The sequence below is a fragment of the Bacillus sp. COPE52 genome, from assembly GCF_003355115.1.
Classification (GTDB): Bacteria; Bacillota; Bacilli; order Bacillales; family Bacillaceae_G; genus Bacillus_A; species Bacillus_A toyonensis.
Genome location: NZ_CP031292.1, coordinates 3,206,117 through 3,228,494, shown reverse-complemented (window position 1 = coordinate 3,228,494; position 22,378 = coordinate 3,206,117). Strand labels below are relative to the sequence as shown.

The window sequence follows — 22,378 nt, the reverse complement described above, 5'->3', positions numbered from 1 at the left end:
TATTGGGAATAGTAAGGAGGAGGGAGGTGCATTACATATGGGAAAAGGTAGAAGTAATAATACTGGTAAAAAGCAACCAAATTTTGATGATTCATCTAATTTCGCTAAACAAAGCCAACCGACAGAAAAGAAGAAGAAGTAAAAAAAGGATCTCTCTATATTAAGAGAGATCCTTTTTTACTATATTGACGTTTCAGCACAACATATCGATTGATTAATCAAATAGTCATTCATGCAAGGATTAAAATCCTGCTTCCACTACTGTGAAAGCTTCTCCAAATGATGGGCAATATCAACATACATATTGGAATAAACCGAATGTATTTCATTACTAGGTGTAGCATTAGAAGAGAAGTGGACGATTACCATATTTGCTTTCGGGTCGATATAAAGTGTTTGTCCGTAACTGCCTAACACTTCGAAAGCACCTTGTTCATTGTGTGGAATCCACCATTGATTATGATAAGAAATAGAAGCGCCATTGCCAATTGCGAGTTCACCTTCTTGTACATTTTCCACACTTTCTGTAATGGAGGAAGGGATGATTTGTTTTCCGTTATATTCCCCGTTATTTAATAGTAGTTGACCGAATCTTGCCATATCTCTAGCAGTTGCATTTAAACCAGCGCTTGCTTGTTCTACTTTTGTTTCGTCTGTAACGTAATACGCATTTTCTTCCATACCAATTTGAGACCATATTCGTTCGCTAACATTTTCAGCTAATGATTTACCAGTGATAGTTCGAATAACCCAAGCGAGTGTTTCCGCTGATCCGTTATCGTAAGAAAAACCGGAACCAGGCGGTGCAGTTTCTTCTGCTTCTCGTAACATATCATAAATTTTCATCGGACCGTCGTAGTTTTTACCTCGGGGTAAAATATTGCTCGCTAAATATAGTTGTGCATCTTGATTTTCTAACGCTGGATGTTCATATCCATGAGTAGGGTACTCTACAGAAACTTGCATGTCCATTAATTGCTGGAGTGTAGCTTTACCGAACGGTGTATTGTTTAATTCTTTTATATAAGTGTCAGCTGTTTTCTCTAAATCGATACGATTTTCTTCAGCGAGAGATTGTATCATTGCCCCAGTAAAGACCTTTGCTAATGAAGCCATACCATGCGGTTCACTCTCGTTATATCCATTGAAATATCGTTCATATACAAGTTGCCCATTATGTACAACGACAAAAGCATCTGTTTTGTTATCGTCTAAAAGTTTTCTTAAAGGAGTCGTAGTTCCAAATCCACGCTCCACAGCAAAAGCATCTAATTTTTGTAACGCAGTAGGGAAGTGAGCCACTTGGTCGGGATTGTTTTTGACTTCATTAATTAAAGTGAATTCTTTCATATGTGTGTACGACCAACGTAAGTAAGGATCATCTAACCAATTCTCCTTTGTCACGTTATTTTTTGATGGGGTTGTTTTATTATGTTTGAAGTATGTAAAACCAAGCCCTGTAATTACAAATATGCATGTTAGTATAAGTAAGAGTAGGGGAGATTTTTTTAGTTTCATATAGGTCCCTCCTTTATTTGCTACTATAAGTATACGCTCGTCTTAAAAGAAATACAAAATAAGGAAAGTAAACGGGGAAGTTTACTTTCCTTATTAACGTTAAGCGGAAATTTGTCCGTCTGTACGTTGTTTCTTGAATTTTTGTTTTCGACCGTGTAATCCATAATATAGAAGTAAAGTGAACGCAACGATAATAGCTGCGATAAAATACATATTATGATAACTTGATTTCGCTGCGACGATACCTAAAATGAAAGAACCAAAGCCAATACCACTATCAAAGAATGAGAAGTACGTAGCTGTCGCAGAACCACGTCGATGATTTGGCGCCGCAGAAATTGCAATCGTTTGGAAACTTGGAATTAATGTTCCATAACCTAAACCGATTAATACACCTGCGCTTAGGAACCAAAATGGAGTTTGCGCTTGACTTAATGCGAACATCCCAATTGTGAAAATAATAATAGCTGGATAAACAAGTACGTTTTCGCCGTAGCGGTCAAAAATCTTTCCTGTAAATGGACGAGAAATTACAACAACAAGTGCGTATACAATGAAGAAATAACTTGCAATATCGGCTAAACCGAGCTCTTTCGCATATATAGGAATAAAGGATAAAATACCACTATAAGAAAAGGCTAAAACAAATCCTGTCAGAGCGATTGGAATAGAAGATGGTTCAATTAAATCTTTCCACTTCATTTTTTCTCGTTTTTGTTTTTTCACTGGTGCTTCATGTGGAATATTTACAAGTAATCCTAATAAAAATGCAAGTAATGAAAATACGGAACAAACGATAAATAGTACAGTAAACGAAAAATGAGAAATAATTGTTAAACCTAAAAAAGGACCAATTACCATCGGCAGACTCATAAATACGCCGAAATAAGCAAGTGCTTCGCCTCGTCTATGAGCTGGCGCAACATCAGTTACAATCGTACCAGTTGCTGTCGTCGCCATCCCAAAGCCAATACCATGTAAGAAGCGAAGGGCAAGTAATAAAAATAAACTTTGCGCACCGAAATACATAACAGTAGCGGCTAAAAATAATGAAAGTGAAATAAATAATATTTTCTTTCTTCCTAAGTCATCGAGCCATTTTCCTGTAAATGGTCTACATAAAACAGAAGAAATAAGAAAAACAGTTGCAACTAAACCAATTTCCTCAGGTCTTCCTTTTAGGCCGTCTATTACATAGACAGGTAAAGTAGTCATAAGCATATAGAATGTTAAAAAGAGAAATAGACTACTAAAACAAGTTCCGAGGAAATCCTTGGTCCAAAGTTCTTCACTTTGCATCGTCATCCCTCCAATTTAATCTAAGTTTTTAATAATTTGTTGTAACACTTGAAATGCTTGATGTAAGTCATCTTCGTTAATACCATCTAGCGTCTTTTCTTCGAAAGTATCCACTTCTTCTTGCCATACTGGAATCATTTTTATAGCTGTTTCGGATAAAGAAATAAGCTTCTCACGGCGATCTTTTCCTTCTGTACGAATAATCCAGCCCATCGTTTCCATACGTGTTAACGTACGAGTCATCGTTGGTGATTCAACATTTAAATACTGGCATAATTCTGTTTGTGTACAAGAACCGGTTTGATTAATGCGAAAAATAACAGCCCACTGCGCACTAAATAACCCAGTTGGAGATACGCGTTCATTAAATTTCTTCGTAAACTTTCGAGAAGTCTGGCTGACGATGTGAAAAAAATGTTGTTTTTCGTCCATATATTTTGATCCTTTCAAATTAGTTACCTAGCTAACTATATCTTTTTTTATTATAGTTGTCTAGTAATAGGCATTTTGTTTTATGTAAAAATTTCGCATAGGTTTTATGTTGAGAACATATATTCTGTATGTTATTCTTTAATTATATAAAGAATTTTCTTTCTATTAAAAAGAATGGGGGAACTTGTGATGATTAAGCCTGCAACAATGGAGTTTGTTTCACTATCGAATGGAGAAACGATTGCGTATCAGGAAGTTGGAAGGCGAAATACAGAAACTCTCGTACTCATTCACGGGAACATGACATCGTCACAACACTTTGATTTAGTTATCGAAAAGTTGCAAAATCAATACCATATTTACGCTCTTGATTTAAGAGGATTCGGACAATCGACGTATAATAAGTCGATAGATTCATTACAAGACTTCGCAGAAGATGTAAAATTATTTATCGATCAATTAAAGCTAGAGAAGTTTTCGTTAATGGGATGGTCAATGGGCGGTGGTGTTGCGATGCAATTTACAGCGAATCACCCAACTTTTGTAGAAAAGTTAATTTTAGTAGAATCAGTAGGGATGAAAGGCTATCCAATCTTTAAAAAAGATATTAACGGGGAACCGATCGTATCAAGTTTAGTAAAGACGAAAGAAGAAATCGCGCAAGATCCCGTAGAAATTGCTCCAGTACTAGATGCGATAAAAAATATGAATAAATTATATTATCGTACAGTGTGGAATCTATTAATATATACACACAATCAACCGGAACCGGATCGTTATGAGAAGTATTTAGATGATATGTTAACGCAGCGTAATTTCGTAGATGTGAATTATGCGCTCATCACATTTAATATTTCGGATGAACATAATGGTGTGGTAGAGGGAAATAAACAAATTCATCGTATTAAAACTCCTACACTCGTCATACAAGGTGACAGGGATTACGTCGTACCGCAAGTAGTCGGTGAGGAATTAGCAAAACATTTGCCAAATGCAAAGTTGCAGGTGTTAGAAGATTGTGGGCACTCACCGTTTATTGATTGTTTAGATGTATTTATAAATCATGTAGAGAATTGGTTAGAACAGAAATAGTCCCCGAAAGCAAAAGTATTGCATATACTATAACATTTGTAGGTAAAAGGGGAGATTACTAGTGCATCAACCGTTTTTAATTGCGTATTCGCCATATAATCATCACTTATATGCAAAAATAATGATAAGCCCGATGTATTTGCAAGTTTCACCAGCTGTAGTTCCTTTACAAATACAGCAGCCACCAATCGCTCATTCACATCCGTACTTATATGGCCCTTCATTTTATGAAAATCCATATTTTAAACATTTTCATTACAATGTGAAAGCACAAGTTTGGGAAGGATAAGAAGCTAAAAGGCTCATTCTTTTAGCTTCTTTTTATTGTTAATATTCGTACACGCATTTGAAGAAACCGTTTATAATGAAAAGTGGAAAGCGTGAGAAGGAGAGGGAACAGGATGTCGATGCGTTTTACTTTTTGGATTATGGTTGGGATTGTGGCAATCTCAGGTTTATCACAGGGGATGCTCTTACCTGCCATTGCAATGATTTTTGAACAAGAAGGGGTTAGTTCAAGTATTAATGGTATTCATGCGACGGCATTATACATTGGGATATTAGTTATTTCACCGTTTCTTGAAAAACCGATGCAAAAGTTTGGAATGAAGCCAATTATCGTCATTGGTGGGTTTCTTGTTATTATTTCATTATTCTTTTTTACACAAACATTTTCGTTTTGGGTATGGTTTATCCTTAGATTTCTAGTTGGAGTCGGAGATCATATGCTTCATGTTGGAACGCAAACATGGATTACGACAACATCGGATCCGAGTAAAATAGGTAGACAAGTATCGATATACGGTGTATTCTTCGGAATTGGTTTTGCCGTCGGTCCGTATTTAGCAAGCACTGTTCAGTACGGTCTTGCAACACCATTTATCATATCTACTATACTTTGTTTAATAGGTTGGCTTTTACTACTCCCAACGAAAAATGCATTCCCAGCACAAGATGAAAGAGAAGTGAAGAGTGAATCATCATTTTCTCGTTATAAACAAGTTGTTGGATTAGGGTGGATTGCATTACTGGGACCACTTGCATACGGTGTGCTTGAAGCAATGTTAAATAGTAACTTACCAGTATACGCACTTCGTAAAGGGTGGTCTGTATCGGAAGTTTCCTTCTTATTGCCAGCGTTTGCAGTTGGGGGCATTATTACACAAATTCCTCTCGGTATATTAAGTGATAAATACGGAAGGGACCGTATATTAACGTGGACGTTCAGCATAGGTACGAGCATTTTTCTACTTGCGGCCGTATTTGATCAATATTACTGGATAGTCTTTGCCTGCATGCTGTTAGCTGGTATGGTCATTGGATCTTGCTTCTCTTTAGGACTTGGATTTATGACAGATTTATTACCGAGACACTTACTACCAGCAGGTAATATATTATCTGGAATCGCCTTTAGTTTAGGAAGTATTATGGGGCCTGTATTAGGAGGCGTATTTATAGAAAAAATACAGTATACAAGCTTTTTTATTGCGGTTATGATTATAATAGGGATTCTCGCAATGGTATATATGATCTACATGAAGAATCAATTCGCATCAAGAAAAATAGAAAGTAGGTTAGGGCATGACAAAACAACCTAATAAAAAGAAATTTGAAGTACTCGAAAACGAAACAATTACAGACTGCTTAGCTCGCATGGAACAAGAAGGATACGCCCCGTCTCGTCGTATGGAAGAGCCAATCTTTCATGAAGTGAAGAAAGACGGAAAAACAGTAGTTGAACCGTGTGGTAGAAAAATTGTTTTTGAGGGAAAATTGAAGTAATACAAATAGAACATTTTCTTTATAGTATAAGGCCATCCAATTCGTTCGAGTTGGATGGCTTTTTTTTACGACTGGTCAATGGAGGAAAAGGGATTTTAGGAGGGGGATAGAATGAAGAGATATTTTCTGGGAAGAACGAATAAAAATGAGTTGCGCTGTCTTCGTTAGTAAAGGTAGTACTGTGAGACCTTTACTAAATAAAAAAATCTAATAGTAGTCCGAAGAATGCTAAACGTATAGAGTTTTGGAGTTGGGACAGGAACTATAGAGCCGTGACTATAATTCATTTAAATAAGATTGATATGTAAACGTTGTAGAATGAAATTGGCAAATCGAAAATGGTAGTGCGGGTGCTGATACCCGCACTACCATTTTAGCTACAAAGGTGCTACTCATTTGTGAAATAGTATATTTTTCGGACAAATACTTTTTGTATGCTATTTGTTCGTACTAGCCAAATACATGAGCATGTGGAATTTTTCGTCTATTACATGATAATCGAAATAAGGTCCTGGATCTGTACAGTAACCGATATTTTCACTTTGCGTAATTTGAAATCCATTGACTGATAAATTTTCTTCTAAGTATTTGGGATACAAAATATGCTCGTTGGAATTTGGATATAAGCCTGAAATGTTTTTCAAGGATTTGGCCGAGCTATCATAATACGAGTATCCGCCGACAATTGTTGAACTGTTATGTAAATAGTTTTTTAGAACGTGAATGGGGAATTGCGGATTGAGCAATGAAAAATCAGTTACTGAAAAACTATCTACAAAAACATCGATGCTAAGCGGTTTCAATGGCAAATTTAAATCGGAATTCAAAATATAAAGGACGCGTGGCTTCGGATTCATACGCTCAATTCTGTTTCGAACCTTCTTGAGCATCTCAAGTGAATAGCCACTGAATACATAGGATGCGCTCGTTTCAAGAACATCGATATATTTAGGTAGTGACACGAAAGCGTCAACGTTTGTTTCCACAATTAATTTGTTTTTCAAATCTATATTTTGTAGAACTTTTTGAAAATGAAAATTAATTTTTTCAAATAAGTTAATCATTTTGGGATTAATCTCTTTAATCGTTTCTTTATCGTAAAAATAAGATGGATAAGGAGACGTCTCATACAAGTTCGCGGTAATGATAATACCTTCCTCGATAGCTGCTTCGTATCCACAGGTACAAGTTAAACTTCCCGTGTGAATGTAAACTTTTTTAATCGTTACATCTTTCATTTCAAGGGGAATTTGGCATTTCGGACAATAGAGCAGATTTACAAAGTCAAGCGGGATTCCTGTAATATTCTCTTCTTTGGATGAAGGCGAACTGGTTTGAACCGCTTTTTCAATCAATTGGATAGCTTTTGATATGTCTTCTTTTTTTTGGATCAGTTCGTTCTTTTTATCAGTGAGCAAGTTGTTGTAGTAGTCGATATCCTCATGGTCCGAGAAGCTTGTAACACGCCGATACGATAAAATTCGTTGGATTTCTAACAATGAAAAATGAAATTTTTTCAACTCGGTAATAAAAGCCATGTCGTCGAAACACAATTGGTTCATTTGATACTGGGTGTTTTTTTTGTCTGGTATTAATAATCCAAGTTCAATGTAATAACGAACGGTATCAGTCGTAACATGAAAAAGTTTTGCAAATGCACCAATTTTCATAGATGTGTCCCTCCGATGAAAAAAGTGGAGTTACTCCACTTTTTTCGTAAAATGAATTCAAAAAACTCTTAAATGACTATTGACTTGGAGGAAACTCCAAATCATATTATTAATTCAATAAGAGTGAATATTGCGAATATTTTTGACTGTATTGTAACATACATGTCACGAAAGGAGAAGGATTAGCTATGGAAAAGATGGATCGAATGGATACGCTCTCTCTGTGGACAGCGACTGGAAACAGCTATGATAAAGGAAAACCTCTTGAAGGAAATGAAGAGGCGGATGTTGTCATTATTGGCGCAGGTTTCACAGGTCTTTCTTCTGCATATCATTTGCAAAAATTAGGAAAGAGTGTCATTGTCCTTGAGCAGGAAACAATCGGATATGGCGCAAGCGGTCGCAACGGCGGAATGGTATTGCCGGGCTATAAGTCAACGATGCAGGAGCTTGCTAAAAAATATGGTGCCGAAGAGGCGAGACAGCTTAACGATCTTTCTCTGCTTAGTGTTGAATTAGTTAAAAACATTATCGACGAGCATCAAATCAACTGTAATTTTAGAAAGACAGGTCACATTGTGGCAGCTTACAAAGCCAAACATTTTGAAGGATTGAAACATGAAAGTGAGTACTTAAACAAAAATTTTGGATATGAATGTAGCGTGCTTAATCGAAGTCAGTTGCATCAAGAAATTGATTCCCCGCAATATTATGGTTGCTTAGTCGACAACTCGAGTTACTCATTCCAACCACTGAACTATGCAATTGGTTTGGGAGAAGCAGCGAAATCAATTGGTGCAAAAATCTTTGAGCATTCGAAAGCATTATCTATTGAGTACGGCCGGAATAGTGTGAAAGTTGTTACAGAAAAAGGTACTGTTACAGCGAAAGACATTATTGTTGCTACAGATGGTTACTCTGGAAAAATCATGGCTGAACTGAATAAAGGCGTACTGCCAATTTCGGCACGCATTATTGCTACTGAACAGCTTTCAGAAACACTTTTGAATAGCGTTATTCCTAAAGATCGCATGGTTTTTGATACGAGTAGTTTCCTTTACTATTTCAGGCGTACACCAGATAATCGAATCGTATTTGGCGGTGGTGATATTCGTCCGAACTTAGGTGATGCCGTTTATCAAAGTGTGTACGATGCTATGGTTAAAATAATGCCAAAACTAGAAGGAAGCAAGATAGATTACAGGTGGGGTGGATTTATCGGTGTGACAATTGATACGTTCCCGGTTATCGGTAAATCTAAAGAAGGTGCATATTTTGCAACTGGTTATACAGGCCACGGCGCGTCTCTCTCAACATTGTTTGGTAAGTTATTGGCACAATGGATCGTTACGGGGAATGCAGGTGGATATCGATTTGAAAAGGAACGTCTCAAATCATTCCCATTCTATAATCAGAAAACGATGCTGGTCAATATAGCACATATTGGTTTCAAGCTGGTAGATATTATTGCGTAAAGGAGAGGTGTTTATGGAAATAAACATGTTCATTGACGGAAAATGGGTAGAAGCATTATCGGGTGCTAGACGAAATATTATCAATCCTGCAACTGAAGAGGTTATTGCAACGTCCGCTCATGGATCAGCAGATGATGCGAAACTAGCAATAAAGGCGGCTCGTAAAGCGTTTGACAGCGGAATTTGGTCAGATTTATCGGCTGATGAAAGAGCTGATTATCTATATAAGATTGCAGATCGTCTTGAAGAGAAGACAGCTGAAATTGCCCGTTTGGAAACTGCAAATAACGGTAAGGTTATTCGTGCAACAACCTATGTAGATATTCCAGTATCGGTTCAATGCTTCCGCTATTATGCTGACTTGATTAAAGGTATAAAAAAGGAATCTTACAATCGTGATGATTCTTCAGAAACGATTGTTATTCATGAACCGATTGGTGTTTGTGGACTGATTGTACCTTGGAACTTCCCGCTTATGCTAGCTGTTTGGCAAATTGCTCCTGCACTTGCCGCAGGGAATACAATTGTAATTAAACCTGCTGAGGTCACTCCTGTAAGCGTATTCAAGTTATTTGAAATTATCGAAGAGATTGGGCTTCCAGACGGAGTGGCAAACTTAGTATTGGGACCTGGTTCAAAGGTTGGGAATGAGCTTGCAGAGAGCTATGATGTTGACAAAATTGCCTTTACAGGTGGAACAAAAACAGGTCAAAGTATTATGCGAGCAGCCGCGGGCAATATGAAAAAAATTACACTGGAACTAGGGGGGAAATCTCCACTTATTGTGTTCGACGATGTGGATTTTGAAACTGCTGTCGATAATGCGATGTTTGGTATTTTCCACAACGCTGGGCAAGTTTGTTCAGCTGCATCCCGTTTGCTTGTACAAGAGACCATTTACGATAAATTTGTTGAAAGATTGGCCGAGCGTGCAAGTACAATTGTAGTTGGCAACGGGGAAAGCGAGAATATCGAAATGGGAGCTCTCACAACCGAGTCTCATATGAATGACGTTTTACATTATATAAAGAGTGGAATGGAAGAAGGTGCAAAATTAGTTTGTGGTGGTAAACGTTTAACAGAAAATGGGCTTGATCGAGGTTTTTTTATCGCACCAACAATCTTTGCTGATGTAAATGCAGATATGCGTATTGTTAAGGAAGAGATTTTTGGACCAGTCCTTGTTGTACAGAAATTTAAAGGTGAGGAAGATGCGATCCAAAAAGCGAATGATTCCATTTATGGATTAGCCGGTGCTGTATTTACTGAAGATATGGACCGAGCAAAACGTGTCATTAGTAAATTGCGTGCGGGAATTACTTGGATTAATAGTTATCATCTTGCTTATGTTGAAGGTCCTTGGGGCGGGTATAAGCAAAGTGGAATCGGTAGGGCTTTAGGTGTTGCCGGGCTGGAGCACTTTATGGAAACGAAGCAAATCAATATCCACCAGCATGCCAAGCCTGTAGGTTGGTATGTGAATTAATTGAGCTTAACTTGCTATATAAATTATTTGTAAGGGGATATGCTCATGAAAATAGTGGACAACCGTCCGTCATCGAACATAGAGAAGCCAGAAGGAATGAATAAGTCGGTGGATGATTCAGTGCTCGGAACCAAAAGTATTCCGTTACTATATTTACGGTTTGCTTTGGCAGGAATTATGGCTAATGTAATTCTAGGAGTTGTATCGGTTATTGATGGCTATTTCGTCAGTGGCTTTCAGGAGCTAGAAATCGAAGGAATCGGAATTGGATTTACGGTCATGGTTATTACCCGTATGATTGGGGTTCTTTTGGGGATAGGAGCCGGAGCGGTCATTTCACTTCGAATGGGGAAAGGGAAGATAGAAGAAGCTAGAAGTATTATGGGACAAACTTTATGGTTTACTCTTTTCCTTTCCACTTTGATAGCTGTACTTGGATTGGTCTTTGAAACTGATATTATGATTCTATTTGGAGCAAGTGATGAAGCACTTCCGTATGCGGTGCAATATAGCCGACTACTATGGATTTCGTTGCCATTAACGATATTGGCCGTTGTATTAAGTATTTTAGCTAATATCGATGAAAAACCTATATTGTCAATGAACAGTTGGTTAGTCGCAGCAGTTGTTGCTGGAGTTATGGAATGGATTATGGTAGTGAAGTATGACATGGGGATGATGGGTTCTTCATGGGCTAATACGATTTCGCAATCGATTCCTGTTCTCTTAATCTTTTATTTCTGGTTTGGTAAAACAAAACTGAAGCCAAAAATGAAAGATGTGATGATTAATCTTAAGAAGATTGGTGAAGTAGTTTGGACGGGGTTTGCATCTTTCTCTAGTCAGTTCATGATGTTTATAGCAATTATTTTCACCAACAATTTACTGCAAAGCTACGGAGGTGGTCTGCACGTTGCAGCTTTCACGATTCAAAATGGTTACATTACAAATCTTCTCGCTTTAGCGGCGCTCGGTGGAATGACAGGGCTTCAACCGATCATTAGTTATAATTATGGTGCAGGCAACCTTGATCGTGTGAAACAAGCAATTAAGATGGGACTCATTTTTACAGTTTCCTTCTTTGTAATTGTGACAGCTATATTAATCATTTTTGCAGATCCAATTGTGTCATTTTTTTCCGGTGGTAATCCTGAATTGCAAAAACTGGGCATTTGGACGACGGTTGTATTCAATTGTTTGTTTACACTTAGTGCAGTTAGTTTGCTTGTCTCTGGTTATTTTGAATCACAGGAGAGAAACTGGTCCGCAACGTTTATTAGTGTTAGCAAAATATTGTTGTTCATGATACCGTTTCTATTTGTTTTTCCGAAGTTCTGGGGTGTAGAAGGTGTATGGTACGCTGCTCCTGCTGCCGAAATTCCAGGCGTTCTCATTGCCATATACTTTATGAGAAAAGAGTTCAAACGTTTAAAGGTTACCAATGTTAATACAGATACCAATGTTAAAACAGTAGATGTATAGGAACGTATTCCGTCAAAATTACTAATAAGAGAGAGGGGTATCATCATGTTTTTTGCGAAAAAAATTACAGCAGAAGAAGCAGAGCAACTAGGTGCCAACACATGGGAACCATGGGTAGGTGAACCAAATAAAGGAACGTGGCATGTAGAAGAACAGGAAGTTTTCTATGTGACAGACGGTGAAGTGTTTATTATTGTTGATGGAAAAAAGTATCATGTTACAAAGGGCTGGGTTGTTTCCTTGGATAAGGACCTTGTTTGTGAATGGGATTGCCCAGTATTTTTGAAAAAGAATTATAAGATGAACCATGAGATTAATCTGAAATAATGTGAACTGGGGAGTGGACAAATGCTAAGCAGATGACTGCTCCTGCATATGCAATCGATAAGAGTAAGATTAGTAATGTTAGAGAAATGTATATAAATAAGTTTATATACCGTCTAATGAATACGCTTTCTTTTTTGTGAATGCAATACATACATAGGACGGCTATCTTAAAATTAGGAGGTTTCACCATGGTAGTAACGAAAAATGTACAAACGTTAAAAAATTATATTGGTGGACAATGGATAGAATCTAAAAGTAAACAAGTAGAAGATGTACCAAATCCAGCAACAGGAGAGACTATTGCTCGTGTGCCGCTTTCGACTAAAGAAGATTTGGATAGAGCTGTAGCAACTGCGAAAGAAGCATTCCAAACATGGAAAAAGGTCGCTGTACCTCGGCGTGCTCGGATTCTATTTCGCTACCAACAGCTTTTGATTGAAAACTGGGAGGAGTTAGCGAAACTCGTTACCTTGGAAAATGGAAAAAGTTATAAAGAAGCTTACGGTGAAGTACAGCGAGGGATTGAATGTGTTGAATTTGCAGCAGGTGCACCTGCTTTAATGATGGGAGGGCAACTTCCTGATATTGCTACTGGTGTTGAATCAGGGATGTATCGTTATCCAATCGGAGTAATCGCAGGAATAACGCCATTTAACTTTCCGATGATGGTGCCATGCTGGATGTTCCCACTCGCGATTGCATGCGGAAATACGTTTGTATTAAAACCATCTGAAAGAACACCGTTGCTGGCGAATCGCATAGCTGAACTGTTTAAAGAAGCAGGTCTTCCAGATGGAGTACTAAATGTTGTACATGGTGCACATGACGTCGTGAATGGCATTCTTGACAATGAGGATGTGAAGGCTGTATCTTTCGTTGGTTCTCAACCTGTCGCTGAGTATATATATAAAACAGCAGCAGCAAACGGCAAACGTGTACAAGCTCTTGCAGGTGCAAAAAATCATTCGATCGTATTAAAAGATGCGGACCTTAGTTTTGCAGTGAAAGAAATTACAAGTGCTGCCTTCGGTTCAGCGGGTGAAAGATGCATGGCGGCGGCTGTTGTTGTCGTGGAAGAAGACGTTGCAAATGAGCTCGTTAATAGACTGCTTCAAGAGGCGAATGCAATTACGATTGGTAATGGTCTGGAAGAAGATGTTTTTCTTGGTCCCGTTATTCGTGACGGCCATAAAGAGCGTACACACGGATACATTCAATCTGGTATAGAGCAGGGAGCGACACTTATTCGTGACGGACGTGAAGATGATGCAGCAAACGGTGACGGTTATTTTGTCGGTCCAACGATTTTTGACAATGTGACACAGGAAATGAAAATCTGGCAAGATGAAATCTTCGCACCGGTTCTTTCTATTATACGCGTAAAAGACTTGGCGCAAGCAATTCATGTTGCTAATGCATCACCGTTCGCAAATGGTGCATGCCTATACACCGATAGCGCGAAAGCAATTCGTGAATTCCGTGAAGAAATTGATGCAGGTATGCTTGGGGTCAATCTTGGGGTTCCTGCTCCAATGGCATTCTTCCCATTCTCAGGTTATAAGAAATCCTTCTATGGTGATCTCCATGCAAATGGAAAAGATGGCGTAGAATTTTATACGCGCAAGAAAATGCTTACGGCTCGTTATTGATAGAGTGATAGAAAATCATAAACGGATAGAATGGAGTTGGTGATTGTGCAAGCGACAGAGCAAACACAAAGTTTGAAACAAGCAGATGAAAAGTACCTTTGGCATGCAATGAAAGGAGCATCCCCTAATCCAACGAATTTAATTATTACAAAAGCAGAAGGAGCATGGGTGACGGATATTGATGGAAACCGTTATTTAGACGGCATGTCCGGTCTTTGGTGCGTGAATGTTGGATATGGCCGTAAAGAGCTTGCAAGAGCGGCTTTTGAACAACTGGAAGAAATGCCATATTTTCCTCTGACACAAAGTCATGTTCCTGCTATTAAATTAGCAGAGAAATTGAATGAATGGCTTGATGATGAATACGTTATTTTCTTTTCAAACAGTGGATCGGAAGCAAATGAAACAGCGTTTAAAATTGCTCGTCAATATCATCAGCAAAAAGGTGATCATGGACGCTATAAGTTTATTTCACGCTATCGTGCTTATCATGGTAACTCAATGGGGGCTCTTGCGGCAACAGGACAAGCACAAAGAAAGTATAAATATGAACCACTTGGGCAAGGATTCTTGCATGTAGCACCGCCTGATACGTATCGTAATCCAGAAGATGTTCGTACACTGGCAAGTGCTGATGAAATCGATCGTGTCATGACATGGGAGTTAAGTCAAACAGTAGCCGGCGTAATTATGGAGCCGATTATTACTGGGGGCGGCATTTTGATGCCTCCTGATGAATATATGGCAAAAGTAAAAGAAATTTGCGAGAAGCACGGTGCGTTGCTCATTTGTGATGAAGTAATATGTGGATTTGGGCGGACAGGGAAGCCGTTTGGATTTATGAATTACGGTGTCAAACCAGATATCATTACGATGGCAAAAGGTATTACAAGTGCGTATCTTCCTTTGTCGGCAACAGCAGTTAAACGAGAGATTTATGAGGCGTACGTAGGCAGCGAAGATTATGATCGATTTCGCCATGTGAATACGTTCGGAGGAAACCCTGCAGCTTGCGCCTTAGCTTTGAAAAATTTAGAAATTATGGAGAATGAGAAACTCATTGACCGTTCCAAGGAATTGGGTGAACGACTGTTAGATGAACTAGAGGATGTAAAAGAACATCCAAACGTAGGAGATGTTCGCGGAAAAGGTCTTCTTTTAGGTATTGAACTAGTGGAAGATAAGCAAACAAAAGAACCGGCTTCCATTGAAAAGATGAACAAAGTCATCAATGCTTGTAAAGAAAAAGGTCTAATTATCGGTAAAAATGGTGACACTGTTGCCGGTTACAATAATATTTTGCAACTTGCACCGCCATTAAGCATTACAGAGGAAGACTTTACTTTTATCGTTACAACAATAAAAGAGTGTTTAGCTCAACTTTAATTTGTTAAAAGGCGGAAGATCCTATTGAGAGATGTAACTGTAAATACGGAATGAATTACTCGAAAAGGGTAATTCCGAAAGGGTTGAGTTTATGAAAGCTGATGTTGTCTTGTTAAATGGAGAAGTTATTACAGTCGACCAAAAGAATACAGTAGTCAAAGCTGTGGCAATACAAAATAATCGTATCGCATTTGTTGGTTCGAATGAGGAGGTTAAGAGTTTTATAGGAGAAAAAACGGATGTAATTGACTTGCAAGGAAAAACGCTTCTTCCTGGATTCATTGATTCCCATCTGCACCTCATTTCTTATGGACAAAATCAGTTGGCTGTAAGTTGTAAAGCTGAACATATTGATTCTATCGAAGCTTTGTTAGATGACCTAAAAAAGAAGGCATTAGAAACGCCAAAAGGTGAATGGATACGTGCTTGGGGCTTTAATGAAACCGCTGTGAAGGAAAAGCGTTATCCAACAATTACTGAGCTGGATGACATTTCAGTTGACCATCCTATTATTATAACTCGTACTTGTCACCACATAAGCGTAGTGAACAGCAAAGCATTAGAAATTGCGCAAATTAACGAGAACACACCGAACACGAGTGGGGGAGTTATTGAAAAGGATCAGGCAGGAAAGCTTACAGGAAGGTTAATTGAAGCAGCAAATATGGAGATGAGTGAAGTTGCAAGTTATAAAGAAAGTGAAATGATGAAGGCTGTGAAAATTGCATCAGATCATTTCGTTGCAGCTGGTATAACGAGTATACATGACGCAGGTGGAGATGGACCTGAGAGTTTTCGTTTACTACAACGAGCTGTGAAGAGTAGGGATATTCGTGTCCGAATATATGCAATGATATGTCAAATAAATAACTCCCATGAATTTGTTAATAAAATGGTCGAAGCTGGTGTGATAACTGGTACCGGAGATGAGAGGTTCAAGGTTGGACCAGCTAAACTGTTTACAGATGGAAGTAGCACTGGACCTACAATTGCAACCCGTGAGTCGTATTCGAGTGATCGTAACAATTATGGCATTCTTTATTATAATGAGGAAGAAATTTATCAAGTGTTAGGCGAAGCACACAAAAAAGGTTATCAAATCACTGTGCATGCACAAGGTGATAAAGCTATTGAAATGTATTTAAATTGTGTAGAAAGGGCGTTAGAGGAATCACCAAGAAAAAATCATCGTCATCGAATCGAGCACGCGGGAATTTCTTCACCAGATTTACAAGAGAGAATGAAAAAACTTGAGATAGTTCCAATTCCAAACCCTCCATTTCCATATGAATTCGGAGAGATATATGTACGGCACTATGGTGATCGTGTTAATCATATGTACGCTGCTCGTGATTATATTGATCGAGGCATCATTGCAGCAGGTAGTTCGGATGCACCAGTTACCGACTATAACCCTTTATTAGGAATTCATGTTGCTGTCAATAGAAAAACGAAGTCTGGAATAGAGGTTGGTGTGAATCAATCTATAAGTGTAATGGAAGCTATTAAACTATACACATGGAATGGCGCTTATGCGAGTTTTGAAGAAGAGATAAAAGGAAGCATAGAGGTCGGAAAGTTGGCGGATTTAGTTATATTAAATGACAGCATTTTAAGTGTGAATCCAAACCGAATTAAAGGTTTAAAAGTAGAAATAACTATTATTGATGGTGAAATTATTTATCAAGAAGAACAATCAGTGAAAATTTAATATTTCATCGTTTACATACCACGTAACTCTTGTAATGTTACGTGGTATTTTAGTTTGTTAGTTTTATGGAAATATAACGGTGCCATCGTATAGTCGTTTCATAACAGTATTCATTTACATAATTTTCGATATAGGAAATAACTATTTTTTCTTTTAACTGTTGTTAATAGTACAGATTAACTTTTTTAATACTTGAGTTACATCATCTTTATCAATTGTACGATAGAGATAACGACTTCCTTTTTCATTTCTCCTAATTGGCTTCTTTATATGAATCGCAGGTGATATTGCTACTTTTTTAATATATTGGTAAAATAAGTTCTTGGGTCTTACTTATTGTGATTCGTATAATGATTGTCGCTCGACTTAAAGAAAATAGGTACAAAAATTTTGCACTATCTAAAGAGAGGACGGCAACGATTCCCTCTTTTTGGAGCCACTCACAAATGTAAAGCAAGAGAAGAGGCTATATCTCCTCTCTTGTTTAGATTAACCAGCTACTACAATTGGAAGAGGTATATCAAATTCAATATATGGAGGATGTTGATTGGAATCTAGTCGGCATCCTGGTGGATAATGCTTTTTTAGCAATCTATCAATTCTAATAGAATCGATAGATTTCTAGAAAGTGGAAAATGGTTATCCGTATATTCCGAAGCAGTTGTAACAAAGTGTCCTTCCATAATGAAGTGTAAAACCAAAATACGTTGTTTAAAAAGTTATTTGTTAAAATTGGTTATAAGTAATAGAACAGAAAAGAGGATTACATGTTACATAATTTACAGAGAAGTAAAAATAAATTTTTATTATGTCTTATTTTTTTAGTACTTTTAACCGCTTGTGATAATACAGATATTAAGTCATCTAAAGCTTCATCACCACCGGCTCAATCAAATACAGATACATCATTAAAAGCACCAAACTGGGTAGAGAAAAGTCCCATTCAACAGTCTCCTAATTTTATTGAAGATAAAAAAGTAAAATCGGTTGTGAATGTAATGGCAACGGGTGATAATTTATATCATGATGCAGTAATTAAAGATGGCAAACAAAAAGACGGTTCATATGATTATCACTATATTTATGAAAATATCAAAAAAGCTGTTCAATCAAGTGATCTTGCTATAGTGAACCAGGAGACTCCAATAGCAGGAAATAATCTAAAAGTACAGGGATATCCGACTTTCAATACACCTGAAGAAGTAGGTCAATCTTTAGTGGACACTGGATTCAATATAGTGACGCAAGCGACAAATCACGCTATGGATATGGGTATTAAAGGTGTTGCGAATACAAGAGAATACTGGAAGAAATATCCGGATGTTATCCCATTAGGCATTAATGAGAATCAAAATGAGCGTAATGAAATAAAAACGATTACAAAAAATGGTATTCGTTTTGCGTTACTAAATTATACATACGGTACGAATGGAATTAAAATTCCAGCTGATAAGTCTTGGGCATTAAATGTAATGGATAAAAAAGCGATCCAAAATGATGTGGAAAAGGCAAAGAGTAGCTCTGATATGGTGATTGTTATGGTGCATTGGGGAGTAGAATATACCTCTACACCTTCAAAGCAACAAAAAGAAGTTGCTCAATATTTAACAGATTTAGGTGTAGATGTAGTAATTGGAAATCATCCACATGTAATTCAACCAATTGAGTGGAAACAAAATAAAGATGGACATGAAACGCTAATCTATTATTCTCTTGGAAATCTTATTTCTGCTCAAGAAAAATTAGAAACATTGGTAGGAGGATTATCTTATATACAATTTGTTAAGTATGAAGATAAAACTTTTGGTATACGACAAGCGGCACTCGTACCGACAGTAACCGACTATGCTGATGGTAAGAAACAATTTAAAATTCAATTTTTAAAAGATTATTCGGATGAAGATTCTAAAAATCATGGGATTAAAAAATTTGTCGGCCCCGTTTCTTTAGAGGATTTCAAGGAGATTCCTAGAGATGTGTTGGGAAATTGGTATAAAGACTAATAAACAAAAAGGGAATGAGATACAATTAAAAAATTTATAATTTTAGCATTGGTATTGGCAATGGGATGGAGCCTTGCTGCTTGTAGTGGAAAGCAAACATCTCAGGAAACTACTAATAATAACGATAAAAATAAAAATGAGATAAATGCGAATAAAAAAGATGTTTTACCTATCTCTGATGTTAATGATTGGAGAATTATTCTTGTAAATAGAGAGCATATGTTATCAAAGGAACTAGGAATTGAATTAACAAGTATTACTCAAAATGCGAAGCCAAATATGAAAATAGATAGTAGAATTGCAACTTCCTATCAGGATATGGTAGCAGCTGCAAAAAAAGAGGGAATCAATCTTTATTTAAGATCAGGTTATCGAGCTATAAAATTACAACAAACTTATTATGATGCTTCAGTTAAAAGCTATAAATCTCAAGGTTTGTCGGATAAAGAGGCTAGTGCTAAAGCATTGGAATATCTTCAGTATCCTGGTGCAAGTGAACATCATACTGGATTAGCGTTAGACATTATTTCAGTTGAATGGCAGAATACGGTAGAAGATTTAAATGCAAAATTTGAAACGACTGATGCATTCAAATGGTTAGATAAGAATGCTGCAGAGTATGGGTTTACTCTCCGCTATCCGAAAGATAAAGAGAATATTACTGGTATTAAGTATGAGCCATGGCATTATCGTTATGTAGGAAAAGAAGTTGCTGTGTATCTAAAAGAAAAAGGGTTAACTTTAGAAGAGTATAGCGAAAAAATTAAGTCAGGCAAGTAAAAATACACTTGGATTCTATTAAAAATTATGCACTGCCACAGGAAAAGGTGGATCTGAGGATGTGTTAACCTTCCGCCTAGTATTGTAAAAACTGTGTATGATAATTTGAGCACGTATGAACCAGTTATCGTATGAAACGATGTATGTATCAAGAAATTAAATTTATAAAAGAAGCAGTGGAAAAGGATCTGATATTTATATCAGATCCTTTTTCATTCGTAACATAGAATACTTACTTAATTAGGCCTTAAAGACTGCCTGCTTTTGAGGTATTACAATTGAAGAAAAATGCGAAAGCTATTTATAAAATATGGAAATGTTAAAACCCCTTTGATAAAATAGCAATATGCAAAAATAATTATTTGTTAATTCTTAATGTAATGAATATTCATGTTTATATATACGAATTTAACTACATAATTATTGTAATAAAGGGGGAGAAAGATGTTAGATGAATTGTACAATGCTTTTTTAAATGCCTCTGGTTTTACAGAAAGTGCGAGGAAACGAGATCGGTATGATGATTTACATGATTATTTAAAAGATAAAGAAAGAGAGTTAAAGCAATTCATTCAAGAGGCTGAATCAGCGAAGAGAGATTATGAGAGTAAAAGTAATGGCTTGGAAGCTAATAAAATTCCGGCAGTTGAATTTGAACAAAAACGTCATGAAAAGGATGAAGAATTAAATACATTAGTATCCTATTTTAAAAGTGCATTAAGCGATGTTGGATCTGCAAAAGGTACAGCTTATGCAAAGTATTTGGAATATAAAGCGAAAGCAGAATCGGAGAAAGCGTCAGCATACGCTGCAGCGACTAAGGCTTTTGAAGAAAAGAAAAAGGAAATTGAAAAACTTATCCATTAAGCATACAAAGAATGGAGGGAACCAACATGAGTGGTAAAGAGGTTGAAATTATAGGAAGTAACACTGCAAGTGCCATTTCTTACGCACAAAACATTGAAAATGGTATGAAGGATTCTTTAAACGAAGCGAAAAACTTAAAAGCATACGTTACATGTGCAAACTGGAATGGAAAAACGAGAGATGCCTTTTTAAGTTATCTAGATTTAATCATTCAATATAACTCAGAACTGGTAGATGCATTTGAAGGACATACGAAAGCTTTGAAAGAGTTAGATAAAAGTATTCAAACGTACGGAGATAGATCGGAAGTAAGGGCGATAAAACAGTTGTGATGGAGAAATGAGGGATAAAAGAATGGGGAAAGAAATGAGTTTTGCACCTGCTGAATTATATGTTCTCGCAGGTGCAGCTGGGGTTACCGATATATTTGGATTGCCAAACCGTGACGTAATTATTTTACTTGATGCAGAATGTGTCACGAAAGCAACTACGAGTTTAAAAGAAAAAGGCCTACTTACAAGTGAAAATGGAATTACACCTGCAGCTTTTCAAATAATTGAACTATTAAAGGAATATGAAAATTGTCATGAATACACGAGAATGAATAATGTATTAATTGGCTTTTTGAAACATGATAAAGACCGAGTGGCTGTATTAACAGAAGTAGAGCCAAATAAAAAATACGAGATCGACTACATACCAAAGCCAGATGTATATTTTTCATTATTAACACGCATCCCTTTCTTATTGAGAGAACCGAGAGAAATAGAAGATACATTTTTCTCAAAGAGAATGACAGAAACAGAACAACAAACATTTGAGGGAAAAGATTTATCAAATAAAGACGTTATAGCGATAGAAACGTATACGAGGCCTCGAAGTAATAGAGGAGGAAAATGGGAATGTTTCTTATATTTCACTGAAGGAGAAGATTTCGTTCAAATAGATGTAGATCGTAATCGATATGACTGGGTGAGCCTCTATGCGGTTAATAAGAAATTGTATGACGTGTTAAAAATGCCATATAAAAAGTTAATTGACCCGAGACAATTCTCGTTAGGAGGTATTCAATAATGCAAGTATCAATGGGAGATAGTGGTTCTGGTGGTGGAGAAGAAGTATTAGTTAATTTTCAAGAACTACTTGATATAGTAATGAAGTTAGAAAATATATATAAAATCCATTTAGACGTCATTGGAACAAATATTGAGAGTTTATTAAGCAGTGATTTTTATCAAAAAGGTGAAGCGATGAGAGTAATTGAAAAATATCCTGATATATTACACAAAACACTAGAATTGGCTGAACACTATTCTAGGTCGGCGACAGTTGTAGGAAATGTATGTGTAGAAATGCTTGAAAAGGACGAACAATTACGTGAAAGATTAAGTAAGTTGTAGAAATCACCATATGGCTGGG

At 36.9% G+C, this 22,378-nt stretch carries 21 protein-coding genes; 17 read left to right on the top strand and 4 right to left on the bottom strand.

Annotation, left to right across the window (positions count from 1 at the left end):
- Positions 1 to 258: 258 nt before the first annotated feature.
- The 3 genes from DPQ31_RS16215 to DPQ31_RS16205 all read right to left on the bottom strand — a co-directional run bounded on the left by DPQ31_RS16215 (position 259) and on the right by DPQ31_RS16205 (position 3,249).
- A complete protein-coding gene (locus tag DPQ31_RS16215; RefSeq protein ID WP_208730711.1) occupies positions 259 to 1,518 on the bottom strand; it encodes a serine hydrolase domain-containing protein in 1,260 nt (419 codons plus the stop codon).
- 99 nt (positions 1,519 to 1,617) lie between these two features.
- Positions 1,618 to 2,817 carry an MFS transporter gene (locus DPQ31_RS16210; RefSeq protein WP_208730710.1) on the bottom strand — a complete coding sequence of 400 codons (1,200 nt, stop codon included), beginning with the start codon at positions 2,815 to 2,817 and terminating at the stop codon, positions 1,618 to 1,620.
- Between the two features lie 15 nt (positions 2,818 to 2,832).
- Entirely contained in the window at positions 2,833 to 3,249 is a 417-nt protein-coding gene (locus DPQ31_RS16205; RefSeq protein WP_000343676.1) for a MarR family winged helix-turn-helix transcriptional regulator, read from the bottom strand.
- Between the two features lie 189 nt (positions 3,250 to 3,438).
- Here DPQ31_RS16205 and DPQ31_RS16200 point away from each other — a divergent pair, with 189 nt between their 5' ends.
- The 4 genes from DPQ31_RS16200 (at position 3,439) to DPQ31_RS16185 (ending at position 6,123) form a co-directional block, all read left to right on the top strand.
- On the top strand, positions 3,439 to 4,341 hold the full coding sequence (locus DPQ31_RS16200; protein WP_208730709.1) for an intracellular short-chain-length polyhydroxyalkanoate depolymerase: 903 nt from the start codon (positions 3,439 to 3,441) through the stop codon (positions 4,339 to 4,341).
- A 61-nt stretch (positions 4,342 to 4,402) separates the two neighbouring features.
- Positions 4,403 to 4,630 (top strand): hypothetical protein, encoded by a 228-nt coding sequence (locus DPQ31_RS16195; RefSeq protein ID WP_208730708.1) that lies wholly within the window; start codon positions 4,403 to 4,405, stop codon positions 4,628 to 4,630.
- A gap of 112 nt (positions 4,631 to 4,742) precedes the next feature.
- Positions 4,743 to 5,939: an MFS transporter gene (locus tag DPQ31_RS16190; RefSeq protein WP_000062786.1), complete on the top strand. Its 1,197-nt coding sequence runs from the start codon at positions 4,743 to 4,745 to the stop codon at positions 5,937 to 5,939.
- The gene (locus DPQ31_RS16185) at positions 5,923 to 6,123 is read left to right on the top strand and encodes an NETI motif-containing protein (protein ID WP_000166303.1); all 201 of its coding nucleotides are present in this window, start codon (positions 5,923 to 5,925) and stop codon (positions 6,121 to 6,123) included. The genes DPQ31_RS16190 and DPQ31_RS16185 overlap by 17 nt, the downstream gene beginning before the upstream one ends.
- Positions 6,124 to 6,560: 437 nt before the next feature.
- Here DPQ31_RS16185 and DPQ31_RS16180 read toward each other — a convergent pair whose 3' ends face one another.
- Positions 6,561 to 7,793: a MerR family transcriptional regulator gene (locus DPQ31_RS16180; protein WP_208730707.1), complete on the bottom strand. Its 1,233-nt coding sequence runs from the start codon at positions 7,791 to 7,793 to the stop codon at positions 6,561 to 6,563.
- A gap of 188 nt (positions 7,794 to 7,981) precedes the next feature.
- Between DPQ31_RS16180 and DPQ31_RS16175 the strand changes: the two genes are divergently transcribed.
- The 13 genes from DPQ31_RS16175 (at position 7,982) to DPQ31_RS16115 (ending at position 22,359) form a co-directional block, all read left to right on the top strand.
- Complete coding sequence (locus DPQ31_RS16175; RefSeq protein ID WP_098710154.1) at positions 7,982 to 9,268, top strand: NAD(P)/FAD-dependent oxidoreductase; 1,287 nt, start codon at positions 7,982 to 7,984, stop codon at positions 9,266 to 9,268.
- Between the two features lie 13 nt (positions 9,269 to 9,281).
- Positions 9,282 to 10,754, top strand: coding sequence for an aldehyde dehydrogenase family protein (locus tag DPQ31_RS16170; RefSeq protein WP_208730706.1), 1,473 nt, complete (start codon positions 9,282 to 9,284; stop codon positions 10,752 to 10,754).
- A 45-nt stretch (positions 10,755 to 10,799) separates the two neighbouring features.
- Positions 10,800 to 12,236 carry an MATE family efflux transporter gene (locus DPQ31_RS16165; RefSeq protein WP_000706168.1) on the top strand — a complete coding sequence of 479 codons (1,437 nt, stop codon included), beginning with the start codon at positions 10,800 to 10,802 and terminating at the stop codon, positions 12,234 to 12,236.
- Positions 12,237 to 12,281: 45 nt separating this feature from the next.
- A complete protein-coding gene (locus DPQ31_RS16160) occupies positions 12,282 to 12,563 on the top strand; it encodes a cupin domain-containing protein (RefSeq protein ID WP_097959447.1) in 282 nt (93 codons plus the stop codon).
- Between the two features lie 188 nt (positions 12,564 to 12,751).
- Positions 12,752 to 14,212, top strand: a complete 1,461-nt coding sequence (locus DPQ31_RS16155; protein ID WP_208730705.1) for a CoA-acylating methylmalonate-semialdehyde dehydrogenase — start codon at positions 12,752 to 12,754, stop codon at positions 14,210 to 14,212.
- Positions 14,213 to 14,242: 30 nt separating this feature from the next.
- Positions 14,243 to 15,598, top strand: coding sequence for an aspartate aminotransferase family protein (locus tag DPQ31_RS16150; RefSeq protein ID WP_179192225.1), 1,356 nt, complete (start codon positions 14,243 to 14,245; stop codon positions 15,596 to 15,598).
- 91 nt (positions 15,599 to 15,689) lie between these two features.
- Positions 15,690 to 17,309 (top strand): amidohydrolase, encoded by a 1,620-nt coding sequence (locus DPQ31_RS16145; RefSeq protein WP_208730704.1) that lies wholly within the window; start codon positions 15,690 to 15,692, stop codon positions 17,307 to 17,309.
- 767 nt (positions 17,310 to 18,076) lie between these two features.
- Complete coding sequence (locus DPQ31_RS16140) at positions 18,077 to 19,312, top strand: CapA family protein (RefSeq protein ID WP_199631680.1); 1,236 nt, start codon at positions 18,077 to 18,079, stop codon at positions 19,310 to 19,312.
- Between the two features lie 48 nt (positions 19,313 to 19,360).
- Entirely contained in the window at positions 19,361 to 20,092 is a 732-nt protein-coding gene (locus DPQ31_RS16135) for a M15 family metallopeptidase (protein WP_000241997.1), read from the top strand.
- A 444-nt stretch (positions 20,093 to 20,536) separates the two neighbouring features.
- Positions 20,537 to 20,959: a hypothetical protein gene (locus DPQ31_RS16130; RefSeq protein WP_000883460.1), complete on the top strand. Its 423-nt coding sequence runs from the start codon at positions 20,537 to 20,539 to the stop codon at positions 20,957 to 20,959.
- Between the two features lie 26 nt (positions 20,960 to 20,985).
- Positions 20,986 to 21,291: a WXG100 family type VII secretion target gene (locus tag DPQ31_RS16125; RefSeq protein WP_000014533.1), complete on the top strand. Its 306-nt coding sequence runs from the start codon at positions 20,986 to 20,988 to the stop codon at positions 21,289 to 21,291.
- 22 nt (positions 21,292 to 21,313) lie between these two features.
- On the top strand, positions 21,314 to 22,033 hold the full coding sequence (locus tag DPQ31_RS16120; protein WP_000514129.1) for a DUF5081 family protein: 720 nt from the start codon (positions 21,314 to 21,316) through the stop codon (positions 22,031 to 22,033).
- Complete coding sequence (locus tag DPQ31_RS16115) at positions 22,033 to 22,359, top strand: hypothetical protein (protein WP_001198199.1); 327 nt, start codon at positions 22,033 to 22,035, stop codon at positions 22,357 to 22,359. Before DPQ31_RS16120 ends, DPQ31_RS16115 begins: the two co-directional genes overlap by 1 nt.
- Positions 22,360 to 22,378 lie beyond the last annotated feature (19 nt).